Genomic DNA, 12,549 nt, shown 5'->3' with positions numbered 1-12,549 from the left:
CATGGCAGGATTCGGACTCCCAAACTTTGGACAAATCACAGAGGCATTTAAAAAAGCCCAACAAATTCAACAAGATGCTCAAAAACTCCAAGAAGAATTAGACAGTTTAGAAATCGAAGGGGCTAATGAAGATGGCCGAGTGAAAATATGGTTATCTGGAAACCAATTACCTCTAAGAGTAAAAATAGATAATTCACTGCTTACTGAAACAAATGATCAGATAGAAAATGCCATTCTTGAAGCAATGAAAGTAGCTCACGAGAATTCCACAAGTAATATGAAAACAAAAATGCAAGAGCTAACAGGTGGTTTAAATTTGAACCTACCAGGTCTTAGCGATTCAAATGAATAATTTCTTTTAAGAGACTCTTATAATTTTCATATCTTTCCCAATTTTTATTGATTACACAGCCTGGCTCATCTAAATGCAAGCAATTTCTAAACTTACATTGTCTCTTTTCTATTTGTTTTCTTAATTCAGGGAATAAAGAAGCAAGTTCATATTGATCTACATTCAACTGTGGCTTATTAAATCCCGGTGTATCAGCCAAAAAAGTATTATTACCAAAAGAAAAAAGTTCTACATTTCTAGTCGTATGTCTACCCCTTCTTAGTTTTTTAGACAATTCCCCAGTAGGTATGAAAGTCTTTGGAAGTAAATAATTAATTAAGCTACTTTTACCTGAACCAGATGGACCACAAAGAACCCCGAGTTTAACTTGATGCAAGCGAGTTAAGAAATTTTTTTTGCCTAAATCGTTAATAATAGAAATAACAAAAGTCTCATATCCCCATTGAATCAATCGATTTTTAAAAGTCTCCAAATCACTTTCCTCTACAAGATCACTCTTTGACAAAATTAATATTATTTTCTTCCCCGTTTCTTCAGCTTTTAATAAAAATCGGGTAGTCAGCAATGAATCAAATTGCGGATCTAAAAGCGAAACCACAACAAGAATATCAGTAAAGTTTGCTATTTGAGGTCTATTAATAAAACTTTCTCTGGGATCAACTTTAGTAATTACTCCAGTAAGGTTATTCCAAGAAATATCTTCTACATACACATGATCTCCTACACTAACTATTAAACCTTCATATTCCAACCGCCTTCTTTTGGTACAAAGAAGGCGAATTTTCTCAGAATAGTCTAATTCAACGATTAAAAAATTTGCCTTTATAGCAATAACAGTACCATTATATTTATTGCTTTTATTTATCATTAATTATCACAATAAACCTTATAAAATCATCCTCTTTAGAAACAATTTTGACATTAAAACCATCATTAATTAATCCAGGAATAACCATTTCCTCAGGCTCACCTCTATCAAGATCTACTTGTAAGGAGTCGCTATGATTTAATTGCTGGAGTTCTAAACGACATCGTACAAAGTTAACAGGGCAAGGCGTTCCACGGAGATCAATATTTTTATGCATTATTTCTAAATAATCTACTAAATAAGCCACTATTATGATGCTGATTCTGAGGGCCTTTAGCAGAGTAATGGGTTGCTAACTTTTCTAAAAGATCTTTCTCATCTTGAGTTAATCGATTAGGGATTTGAATATTGATAGAGACACAGTGATTACCTCTAGCCACAGGGTTCCCAAGTTTAGGGATGCCTTTATTTTCTAATATTAATACTGAAGTTGGTTGAGTCCCAGCAGGAATATTTAATTTAGTAGGTCCATCCACTGTTTCAATTTCTATGGTATCTCCAAGAATTGCCTGTAAATAACTCAAATTCACTTCAGAAATAACATTCAATCCTTCTCGTTTCAAACGAGGATGGCTTTTTACTTTAAGAAAAACATATAAATCGCCTGAAGGACCACCCCTATCGCCAGCATTACCTTCTCCAGAAACACGCAATCTTGTACCAGTATCAACACCAGCAGGAATATTAATACGAAGTTTCTTTCGCACTTGCTTTACTCCTTTGCCACCACAAGTCAAACAAGGGTCTGAAATAACTTTGCCTGAACCGCCACAGGCAGGACAATCTGAAACCTGTGTAAAACTTCCAAATGGTGTTCTTGTTGCTCTTCTAACTTGTCCTGCTCCTCCACATGTGGAACATTGAATAGGGCCAGTTCCTGGCTTGGAACCACTTCCTCGACAAACATCACAAGTTTCTAAATGAGGAATTTTAATTTCTCTCTCTTGACCAAAAACAGCTTGGTTAAAATCAATAGTTAAGTCATAACGTAAATCATCACCTTGTTGAGGCCCCCTACGCTGTGGCCTAGATCCCGATGGTCCAGCCCCTCCAAAACCACTAAAAAAAGTTTCAAAAATATCTGCAAAGCCACCCATGTCTCCCATATCAGGCATTCCTGCAGCACCTCCAACACCAGCCTCGCCAAACTGATCGTATCGAGCTCGTTTCTGCGGATCTCCCAGAATTTCATAAGCTCGTCCAATTTCCTTAAAACGATCCTCAGCTCCTGCTTCTTTATTAATGTCAGGATGATATTGACGTGCCAAACGTCTATAAGCTCTTTTTAAGGTGTCAGCATCAGCATCTCTACTAACTCCTAATAGGTCATAAAGATCTGCCATTAGTTCTTAAATACAAATTTTAAAAAAAAATTACCAATCATTTACTTCACCAACTCTTCAGAAGATGCTGAATCTTTATCAATTGGCTTATCTTCATCAATTGGTTTATCTTCATCAGTTGATTGATTTTCAGAATTAACATCTGGGCCTGGACCCATTGAAACTTTAACCAGTGCATGTCTCAAAACGCGTCCATTTAAATGGTATCCCCTCTGCAATTCTTCTAAAATCTCATCTTCCACACCTATTTCACTAGGTTCTCTTAAAACAGCTTCATGAAGAGAGGGGTCAAAAGACTGGCCAACAACTCTCATCGGAGCAACACCTAGTTGTTTAAGAACATCTACAAGTTGTTTATAAAGTCCTTGATAACTTCTATGTAAAGCTAAAGCTTCCTCACCTTCAGGCTGTAATTGCTGCCTTGCCCTTTCAAAATTATCCACAACTGGCAAAATTTCACTAAGAGTATTACATGTGAGTTGCATTTTTAAGTCATCTTGATCACGGCTTTGACGCTTCCGAAAATTATCAAAATCTGCTGCAATCCTCATATATTGACTTTTCAGAGTTTCATGTTCCTTTTCTAATTGTTCTAACCGAGCATCATTATCTAAAATTTTCTTTTGCTCAGAATCAGCATTACCCTCTTGATTTTCATTGACATCATTTTTTAAATCTACAGTTTCAGAGTCTTGCACAGCAGAATCCTTTATGGAATCTGATTGCTCATCATTAGATTTAGCTTGGAGATCTTCTTGATCAGATGTTGGAACTTCTTCAATCATATGAATGCATTAAAAAATCTAATAAACTAATGTTGGAGCAAGAACCAAAGATCTAACAAGATACGGAAGCCCTCACCACAAGATAAAAGTTATTCAAGTATCAGCTTTAAAAACTAAGGCGACACCATTATTACAATATCTTTTTCCTGTAGGACGGGGCCCATCATTAAAGACATGACCTTGATGCCCACCACATCTCTTGCAATGATATTCAGTTCGAGGAACTATCAATTTAAAATCTGTCTTCGTTTCTATAGAATTTGGTAATGCTTCAAAAAAGCTGGGCCATCCAGTGCCACTATCAAATTTTTTGGATGAATCAAATAATGGCAAGTTACAGGCTGCACATGCAAAAATACCTTTTCTTTTCTCATTATTCAACTGACTAGAAAAAGGTCTTTCAGTTCCTTCTTCCCTTAGAACTTGATAAGCCTCTGAAGATAATCTTTGTTTCCATTCTTCCTTGGTCAACTCCCAAGAGGAATCTCCTGCTTTTGAAGCTGCAAAAACTTTTTTAGCCCTTGTAAAAGAACTCAAAAAAATGGAAACTAATCCCATCAGAAAACTCCTGCGACTAGATAATAAAAAGTTTCTATTCATAGAATAAATGAAAATTTTATTGAAAAAAGATGTAGAGCAAAATCATGGTGACAAAATCAAAACCAATAATTACAGAAGCATATCAATTCAGCATCGCCCCAATGCTGGATTGCACAGATAGACATTTTAGAGTTCTTATGAGACAAATCAGTAAAAAAACTTTGCTATATACAGAAATGATTGTCGCCCAAGCTTTGCAATATAAAAATAAAAGTAAGCTATTGGATTATGACTCAATTGAACATCCTATTGCTTTACAGATCGGAGGAGAAGATCCTCAACTGCTATCAGAGGCTGCTCAGCTTGGAGAAATTTGGGGTTATGACGAAATTAATTTAAATCTTGGTTGTCCAAGCCCTCGAGTCCAATCAGGAAACTTTGGGGCATGTTTAATGGCCCAGCCAAGCAAAGTAGCTAAATGCGTAGAGGCAATGAAAAAAGCATGCAATCTTCCAATAACAATCAAACACAGAACTGGGGTAGATAATCTCGATACATACGATTATCTTCTTTCATTTATAGATATAGTTAATGATGCAGGAGTAGAACGCTTTTCAATTCATGCAAGAAAAGCATTGTTGCAAGGTTTAAATCCTAAACAGAATCGATCTATACCTCCTCTTGAATATGAAAAAGTTGCTCAAATTAAAAAAGATCGTCCAAATTTAAAAATCGAATTAAATGGAGGACTTACAAATTTAGAAGAATGTATTCATGGACTACAAACATTTGATGGAGTAATGGTAGGCAGAGCAATCTATTCAAACCCTCTAAATTGGAAAAACATTGATGAAAAATTATATGGAGAAAAACCTAAAATCACCAAAGCATCGCATGTAATTAAAAACTTAATTCCTTACGCCGAAAATCATTTAAGTCAAAATGGGCGTTTATGGGATATTTGCAAACATACTTTGCAATTAGTACAAGGAACTCCTGGGGCTCGTAAATGGAGAAACGAACTAAGTACAAAAGCTCAAAAGGCAAAAGCAAATTTAAATATTCTAGAAAAAGCTGCCCAGCAACTTGAAGAGGCTGGGCTTTAAAAGGATCTAACCCTCAGCTCCTCCATAATCAGCATTCTGATCTCCATCCGCAGAAGCTCCTCTTCTTCTTTTACTTCTAGTTTCATCTCTCTCAACAGATTCGGAAGAACCATAACTGCGATCTTCCCAACCTTTAGCGCCAGAAGATCTTTGATCAGAATTTGAATCAGCTTGGTCACCGCCGTAGCCGCCTTGACCACCGCCACCGTAGCCGCCTTGACCACCGCCACCGTAGCCGCCTTGACCGCCGCCGTAGCCGCCACCGCCACCATAGCCGCCTTGACCACCGCCGCCGTAGCCGCCTTGACCACCGCCGCCGTAGCCGCCTTGACCACCACCACCGTAGCCGCCTTGACCACCGCCGCCGTAGCCGCCTTGACCACCGCCGCCGTAGCCGCCGCCGCCGTAACCGCCACCGCCGCCGTAGCCGCCGCCGCCGCCGTAGCCGCCTCGACCGCCGCCGCCGCCGTAACCGCCTCGACCGCCGCCGCCGCCGCCACGTGGTTCAGCTTTGTTAATTCTCAAAGGACGTCCCATTAATTCGGCACCTTGAAGAGCTTCAATAGCCGCAGCTTCTGCTGCCTCATCAGCCATTTCAATAAATGCAAAACCTCTTTTGCGACCTGTATCGCGTTCTAAAGGCAAAGAACAGTTTGCAACCTCTCCATAAGGCGCAAACAATTGAATAACATCTTCCTGCTCAGCGCGGAAGGGCAAGTTGCCAACAAAAATACTCACTTGAAAATTGGACTGAAAAATAAAATGGACCTAAAAGGCTTAAAAGCCTAAATTAATGATTCCAAATAAAAATCATTAACAAAACAATATTAATACCTAATAGCCTAAAAAAAGAAGAATAATTATTCTTTTGGTGATATCAGAGAATTTTTCCACTTCTCCAACTGTTCACGAACACGGGTAAAACCAGTACCACCAACACTAACTCTTGAAGCAACAACTTTTTCTGGTATTAATTTTTCATATATCTCTTCTTGAATAATCGAGTTAAAATTTTGCCATTGATTAAGTGTTAAATCTTTAAGTAAAATCTTTTCTTTTATGCAAAATTTAACGGCTCTACCAACAACTTGATAGGCTTCACGAAATGGCACATTTTTAGAAACTAAATAATCAGCAACATCAGTGGCATTAGAGAAGTCAGAACCTACTGTTTCATTTAATCTCTCTATAGAAAATTCTAATCCTTCTTCTAAAAGAATAGTCATAGCCTTAACAGAATCTCTAACTGTTTTAACAGTATCAAATATTGCTTCTTTATCTTCTTGAAAGTCCTTATTATATGCCAAAGGAAGGCCCTTAATCATAGTCAATAAACCTTGCAAATGTCCAAATACTCTTCCGGTCTTACCCCTTATTAACTCAGGCACATCAGGATTCTTTTTTTGTGGCATTAAACTACTTCCAGTAGAACACCTATCTGTTAATAAAACAAAAGCAAATTCATCAGATGCCCAAAAAATTATTTCTTCAGAAAAACGGCTTAAATGTGTCATGATTAATGCTGCTGCAGAAGTGAATTCAACTGCAAAATCTCTATCACTTACTGCATCTAAGCTATTAGAATAAATAGAAGAAAACCCTAATTCATTTGCTGTAAACTCTCTATCAATTGGCAAGGAAGTTCCAGCCAAAGCTGCGGAACCTAAAGGGCATATATCTACACGCTTGCGAACATCTTTTAACCTTTCTCTATCTCTATTAATCATTTCAATATAAGCAAGCAAATGATGAGCCAAAGATAATGGCTGTGCTCTCTGTAAATGGGTATATCCAGGAATTAAAGTAAATAAATTATTCTCTGCATGTTTCAATAGAGCAAGTTGAAAAGACGTTAAATCAAGATCTAAATCATCAATACGTCGTCTTAGCCATAAACGCAAGTCAGTACCAACTTGATCATTTCTGCTACGACCTGTATGCAGTTTTTTTCCAACTTCTCCAAGAAGACTTATTAATCTCCTTTCTACAAACATATGAATATCTTCATCTTGACTGTCAGGCTTATAAGTTCCCTTAGAAGCTTCCAAACGAATTTTTTCTAATCCTAATTCAATATCTGAAGCTTCTTTTGATGAAATAATTCCTGTCTTAGCAAGCATTCTTGCATGGGCTATAGAACCATCAAGATCCTCTTGCAAAAGAACAAAATCAAATTCAATAGAGGCATTAAAGGAATCTATAAAAGGATTTAATCCTTCTTCGAATCTATCGCTCCAAGTTTTGCCCAATTAATTAAAAAGATACTTTTACCTAATTAAGCAGTTTGTAATGCTCTTGTCAGGAACTTGAATTATTTAAATGAAGAGGCGGCTATTGATTTTGTACCTTCAAAACCACCATTGACGCATCATCTTCAAGATGATGATTAATACCAACAAATCTGTCTAATCGATAAAAAAGATTATCTAAGATTTCTTGAGATTTTGAAAATTTTCTTGCAGATTCATCAAGTAAAGCAATTAAACGTTTTTCATTAAACCGTTCTCCCGTCAGTCCCATTGCTTCTGTAACGCCATCAGTGTAATAAAGAATTACATCTCCATAATCAAGTAAAACTTCCCCACAAACATATTCCGCCTCTGATTCCAATCCAATTAATAAACCAAGAGAATCTAAACGTATAATTTCTTTTTGTTTTGAACGCCATAACAAAGGTGGATTATGAGCTGCATTTGCAAACCTTAATTTCCGTGATTCTGGGTCAAAATCAGAATAGAAAAGTGTAACAAATCGGTGAGATTGAGATAAATCATCTAAAGCTAATTGATTTAAATCATGAAGAATACGATCTGGCGGCAACCCAGTCAAAACCTCAGCTCTTAACATACCTCTAAGCATTGTCATTAACAAACAAGCAGGAATACCTTTTCCCATAACATCTCCGACAACTAATGCCCAACGGCCACCTTCTTTTGCTTTACCTGTTAATTCAGGCTTGGTAGGCATGAAATCATAATAATCTCCTCCCACTTGAAAAGCAGGGCGACAATGAGCTGCTAATTCAACTCCCTTAATTACTGGACAATGATCAGGTAATAATTGAGATTGAATTTCTCCACCAATACTTACCTGCCTCTCAACACTTTCATAATATTTAATCTGTTGAAACAGCAAATCATATTCAATTGCTACACCTACAAGATCTGCAACCAATTGCACATTGCGTCGATGAATATTACTAAATACAAAAGGACTATTTAAATCAAATACATATAATCTTCCTCTTTCTTTTCCTCGTGCAACAACAGAAGTAACAAAAAATGGACTATTTAATATAAAGCTTTGAATTAATTTATCTAATTCTTTTAACCTATTTGGATCACTACCAAAACCACGTTCATGTCCTAATGGGAAATTAAGAATTTCATTTATTAAACTTTCTGAATAATTAAGTGGAACCATTTGGATTTGTTCAATAGAAACAGTGCCATCTATATGAAAAGGAATTAAAAGAGTACCTTTTACTCCAACCAATCTTGAAACAACAACAGGAATAAATTCCAAAAATCGATCTAAATTTGTAAAACTTCTAAGAACATAAGAAATAGAAGCTAATAATTCTTGATTTCTTTTTTGCTCTTTAGAAAGGTTATCTAAAAGTAATCTTAAAGATTCATATGGAGAAGATTGTTCTGAAAAATTTTTAAATGATTCTTTTGAATCAGAAATATAAGGTTTATTACTCACTGCACAATCCTTGCAGATATTGAAAAATAGCAAAAACTAAGTAAATAGACATGAATCTTCAACGATTTGACAAAAGAGCTTCTACAAATTCAAAACTATTAAAAGGTTTTAAATCCCTAATCCCTTCACCAGCTCCTATAAACCGAATTGGCAAATTAGCTTGTGACGCCACAGCAAAAGCAACTCCTCCACGAGAAGAACCATCTAGTTTCGTAATGACAACACCAGTAAGATTGGCTGATTTAGCAAAAGCCATTGCTTGACTTAATCCATTTTGACCTTGTGTAGCATCTAAAATTAAAAGAGATTCAACGTTTGCATTAGGAGCCAGTCGATCAATTATTTTCCTTACTTTTTGTAATTCCTCCATCAAATTATTTTTAGTTTGAAGACGGCCAGCAGTATCAACCAATAATAATTCAATTTCTTTTGCCTTAGCAGCACCAATAGCGTCAAAAACAATGGCAGCTGGATCAGCATTTGGTGTTTCATTCGCAATCACTGATACACCACTGCGCTTTCCCCAAATCTTCACTTGCTCAACTGCTGCTGCTCGAAAAGTGTCTGCTGCTGCAATTAATGCGGTGAAACCACTTCTCAACGCCAAATTAGCCAATTTACCTAAAGTAGTAGTTTTCCCAACACCATTGACGCCTACTAATAACCAAATATTTAATAAATTCTTTTTAGGCATTAATAAACTAATTCCACTGTCATTAATTGGTTTATCAACAATTTTACAAAGCTGCTCCTTTAAAAAACGTAATCCCTCCTTAGAGTCTAAAACTTCTTCATTCAATCTTCTTCTTAAAGCACTAATAATTTGATCAGTTGCATTAACACCTGCATCTGATCTTAAAAGTAAACTTTCTAAATCATCAAGTACTTCTGGAGTAAGGGGATCATCTCCGAATTTATCTAGTAAATCTGTAACAAACGTTTTACGAGTTTTTTCGAGCCCTTGTTGTAATTTAGATAACCAATTGATATCTTCTAATGAAACATTAGTAATTTTTTTGCCTTGTGCTTCTAAAACCTGGGCAGACCATGTAAATGCATCATCAAAATCTCCTAACTCTGGCTCAGAAGAATTAATTATAGAATTATTTTGATTAACAGTATTGTCAATAATTTTCAATTCAGTCGAATCTGCTAAGTCATTATCTTGATTAATACTCTCCTCTACAATCTTTGTCTTTTCTTCTAAAGCTAATTGTTCTTTTTTACTCTCTTCTTGTTGTTTCTTAAGCCTTTCATAGGCTTGCTTAGCCCAATCTAAACTACTAGTATCTTCTATATTTTCACCAATTATAGATTTGATGGGTTCATTCATAGAGATAAGAAAATTGTTAATTTAAGAAATCTTAGGGTTAAATGATTTTTGCAACCTACGCAAAACACCATTAATCATTTTACGCCCCTGTTCATCACTATAACGATTTGCAAGATTTACTGCTTCATTACAAGTTACTGGAACTGGTGTCTGGAGGTTATACAAATCTACAAAAGCTAACCTTAGAATGTCTTGATCAATTCTTGGCAATCTTTTCAACCTCCATCCTTCCATTACTTGATCTAAAGAAGAATTAATTAAATTATATTTTTCAATTACTAAACTAACTCTATTCATTGCTTCATCTTTAATGATTTTTTGATCTTTTAAAGCTAGTAGTCTTGTAAGTTCAAAAGTATCTGATAAAATATTTAAAATAGTTTGAAACTTTTGTAGGCAATTAGTTAAATGATCTCTAGATCTAGTAATATGATTTTTATCAGATTCAATTAGTTCACTGTTTAATAGTTCTTGTTGAGCTAACTCAATTTGCAAAGCACAATCATCTAATTGTTCTCTCCAATAATTAGAAAGAGTATCAAAACCTAAATTAAGAATATCCTCTATTGATAATGATTCAATGTTATTAATGTGATCATCAGAAATTTGTCCCAAAACTAAAAGAGCAACTTCTCTTGCTAATGATCTAGATTCCATAAAATTAAAAAATACAGCAATTAAGTATTATTTGGTAAGGAAGATTGTGAAGAGCGAGATTTTAACTGAGCGAATAAACTAGAAAAACTTGTATTAGTAGCTTTATTACGATCATCAGGATTTACTATTCCTGCAGAAATAATGGTTCTAAAAGCATCTTCTACTGATATGTTTAGATCTTTTACAGACTTCTCTGGAACCAATGTATACCAACCAGTAGTTGGGTTAGGAGCAGTAGGAATAAAAACACTCAATAACGGCTCATCTAATTCTGGCTGAAGAGATGGTCCAACTATACCCGTAACAAAACCAACACTAAATAATCCCTCTCGAGGATATTCAACCAAAACAACTCGACGAAATCTAGATGAATTATCACCTAGAAAAGTTTCTAAAAGTTGTTTAAGAGTTTTATAAACTGAACCTGCTAAAGGAATGCGAGATAAAGTTCCTTCTCCAAATTCCAAGAGCCATCTGCCAACAATATTCCTGGCCATCAAGCCTATTAATAAAATGCCTAATAATGGGACTGTTAGGCCCAAAGCAAGATTAATTAAGTCTTGAAGAATAGGGTTGAGTGTAATAAAAGGATTTAATTGCTTTGGGATAGAAGTCAAAAAAACCAAAACAAAGCGACTAACTATCGTAGAAAGCCAAATGGTTGTAGCCAATGGAATAACCACTAACAACCCTGCTATAAGGTCGTTTTTAAGATCTTGCTGCAGCCTAGAAGGTAGAGAAAGATCTTGTCTGGGAGAAGACTGCACCAAAAAGGATTAAATGGCTTGTAGATAGTTTATTAAACTAAGTTACTCATAAATGACTACATTTACTTTGGCTAAACAGAATTTTTAATGGAAATAATCTAAATATCATTTCTTAAAAAACTTCAAATGTCTCATTATCATGGCTTCCTTTAATGAAAAATTAAGCGTTGAACTAAAAGCGGAAGCTAAAAAAAGAGGTTTTAATCCAATTGGAATTGCAAAGATTCCAGGGAGCAAAAGAATTAAAATGAGATCAGAATCATTAGAAAGATGGTTAAATGCAGGAAACCATGCAGATATGGAATGGATGAAAGCTCCTAGAAGGTTCGAAGCAGAAAAACTTCTTAAAGGAGTAAAAAGTGTACTGGTAGTAGGTTTGAATTATTTTACAGGTCCTAAAATAAAAACCAAAGATGAAGTATTAATTGGTCGATATGCTTGGGGAAAGGATTATCACCAAATAATTGAAAAGAGATTAAAAGAAATTGGACATTGGCTAGAAAAAGAAAGGCCTAATTCAAAATGGAAAGTATGTGTTGATTCAAAACCTATCCTTGAAAAAGCATGGGCAGAAGAAGCTGGTCTTGGCTGGATTGGAAAAAATAGTAATTTAATAAACCAAAATCAAGGATCATGGATGGTGTTAGGCAATCTGTTATCTACTGAAAATCTAATACCTGACAGACCTTCAATACCACTATGCGGAAAATGCCAAATCTGTATTGAATCATGTCCAACGAACGCTATTACAGAGCCATTTGTTATTGACTCTAGAAAATGTATTGCCTATCACAATATTGAAAATAGAGACAAAGAAATTCCAATAGAAATTCAAAAAGCTATGGGAAAATGGATCGCAGGCTGCGATATTTGTCAGGAAGTTTGTCCATGGAATGATCGAAATATTCCAATCAGCAATGATCCTGATACTCAAGCTAAAGATTGGATTAAAAAACTAACCTGTGAAAAAGCTATAAAATGGGATGATGAAAAATGGAAAAGCGAGCTTAAAGGTTCATCATTAAAAAGAATTAAGCCTTGGATGTGGAGAAGAAATGCAAATTATATTCAACAAAATAAGACATAAAAA

At 35.5% G+C, this 12,549-nt stretch carries 14 protein-coding genes; 3 read left to right on the top strand and 11 right to left on the bottom strand.

Translation table 11 applies throughout. From position 1 onward, the window contains the following. Position 1 precedes the first annotated feature (1 nt). Entirely contained in the window at positions 2 to 352 is a 351-nt protein-coding gene (locus tag O5636_RS06910) for a YbaB/EbfC family nucleoid-associated protein (RefSeq protein WP_269622078.1), read from the top strand. Here the strand turns inward: O5636_RS06910 and rsgA are convergent. The 5 genes from rsgA to msrB all read right to left on the bottom strand — a co-directional run bounded on the left by rsgA (position 333) and on the right by msrB (position 3,948). Beyond that, entirely contained in the window at positions 333 to 1,220 is an 888-nt protein-coding gene (rsgA, locus tag O5636_RS06905) for a ribosome small subunit-dependent GTPase A (protein ID WP_269622077.1), read from the bottom strand. The two genes, O5636_RS06910 and rsgA, sit on opposite strands and share 20 nt — an antisense overlap. Then, positions 1,210 to 1,437, bottom strand: a complete 228-nt coding sequence (locus O5636_RS06900) for a sulfurtransferase TusA family protein (protein WP_269622076.1) — start codon at positions 1,435 to 1,437, stop codon at positions 1,210 to 1,212. The genes rsgA and O5636_RS06900 overlap by 11 nt, the downstream gene beginning before the upstream one ends. Next, the gene (dnaJ, locus tag O5636_RS06895; protein WP_269622075.1) at positions 1,430 to 2,563 is read right to left on the bottom strand and encodes a molecular chaperone DnaJ; all 1,134 of its coding nucleotides are present in this window, start codon (positions 2,561 to 2,563) and stop codon (positions 1,430 to 1,432) included. The genes O5636_RS06900 and dnaJ overlap by 8 nt, the downstream gene beginning before the upstream one ends. 41 nt (positions 2,564 to 2,604) lie before the next feature. Continuing rightward, a complete protein-coding gene (gene grpE / locus O5636_RS06890) occupies positions 2,605 to 3,348 on the bottom strand; it encodes a nucleotide exchange factor GrpE (RefSeq protein ID WP_269622074.1) in 744 nt (247 codons plus the stop codon). A gap of 93 nt (positions 3,349 to 3,441) precedes the next feature. Then, positions 3,442 to 3,948 (bottom strand): peptide-methionine (R)-S-oxide reductase MsrB, encoded by a 507-nt coding sequence (gene msrB / locus O5636_RS06885; RefSeq protein ID WP_269622073.1) that lies wholly within the window; start codon positions 3,946 to 3,948, stop codon positions 3,442 to 3,444. Between the two features lie 44 nt (positions 3,949 to 3,992). Between msrB and dusA the strand changes: the two genes are divergently transcribed. Further along, positions 3,993 to 4,994, top strand: a complete 1,002-nt coding sequence (gene dusA, locus O5636_RS06880) for a tRNA dihydrouridine(20/20a) synthase DusA (RefSeq protein ID WP_269622072.1) — start codon at positions 3,993 to 3,995, stop codon at positions 4,992 to 4,994. Positions 4,995 to 5,000: 6 nt separating this feature from the next. On the opposite strand, the gene O5636_RS06875 is transcribed toward dusA, so the two are convergent. From O5636_RS06875 to O5636_RS06850, 6 genes are all read right to left on the bottom strand, one after another. Further along, a complete protein-coding gene (locus O5636_RS06875) occupies positions 5,001 to 5,732 on the bottom strand; it encodes an RNA recognition motif domain-containing protein (RefSeq protein WP_269622071.1) in 732 nt (243 codons plus the stop codon). 122 nt (positions 5,733 to 5,854) lie between these two features. Next, the gene (gene argH / locus O5636_RS06870; RefSeq protein ID WP_269622070.1) at positions 5,855 to 7,243 is read right to left on the bottom strand and encodes an argininosuccinate lyase; all 1,389 of its coding nucleotides are present in this window, start codon (positions 7,241 to 7,243) and stop codon (positions 5,855 to 5,857) included. 82 nt (positions 7,244 to 7,325) lie between these two features. Next, on the bottom strand, positions 7,326 to 8,702 hold the full coding sequence (locus O5636_RS06865; protein ID WP_420063760.1) for a PP2C family protein-serine/threonine phosphatase: 1,377 nt from the start codon (positions 8,700 to 8,702) through the stop codon (positions 7,326 to 7,328). Positions 8,703 to 8,760: 58 nt separating this feature from the next. Then, positions 8,761 to 10,035, bottom strand: coding sequence for a signal recognition particle-docking protein FtsY (gene ftsY, locus O5636_RS06860; protein ID WP_269622069.1), 1,275 nt, complete (start codon positions 10,033 to 10,035; stop codon positions 8,761 to 8,763). Between the two features lie 21 nt (positions 10,036 to 10,056). After that, positions 10,057 to 10,692: a transcription antitermination factor NusB gene (gene nusB, locus O5636_RS06855; protein ID WP_269622068.1), complete on the bottom strand. Its 636-nt coding sequence runs from the start codon at positions 10,690 to 10,692 to the stop codon at positions 10,057 to 10,059. A gap of 20 nt (positions 10,693 to 10,712) precedes the next feature. Then, on the bottom strand, positions 10,713 to 11,462 hold the full coding sequence (locus O5636_RS06850; RefSeq protein ID WP_269622067.1) for a DUF502 domain-containing protein: 750 nt from the start codon (positions 11,460 to 11,462) through the stop codon (positions 10,713 to 10,715). 136 nt (positions 11,463 to 11,598) lie between these two features. Between O5636_RS06850 and queG the strand changes: the two genes are divergently transcribed. Further along, positions 11,599 to 12,546, top strand: a complete 948-nt coding sequence (gene queG / locus O5636_RS06845) for a tRNA epoxyqueuosine(34) reductase QueG (RefSeq protein WP_269622066.1) — start codon at positions 11,599 to 11,601, stop codon at positions 12,544 to 12,546. Positions 12,547 to 12,549: the final 3 nt, after the last annotated feature.

The sequence above is a fragment of the Prochlorococcus marinus str. MIT 0918 genome (assembly GCF_027359415.1).
In the GTDB taxonomy this organism is placed as follows: Bacteria; Cyanobacteriota; Cyanobacteriia; order PCC-6307; family Cyanobiaceae; genus Prochlorococcus_E; species Prochlorococcus_E marinus_C.
Note: the sequence above shows the minus strand (reverse complement) of the source record. Positions and strands in the feature narration are given on the sequence as shown.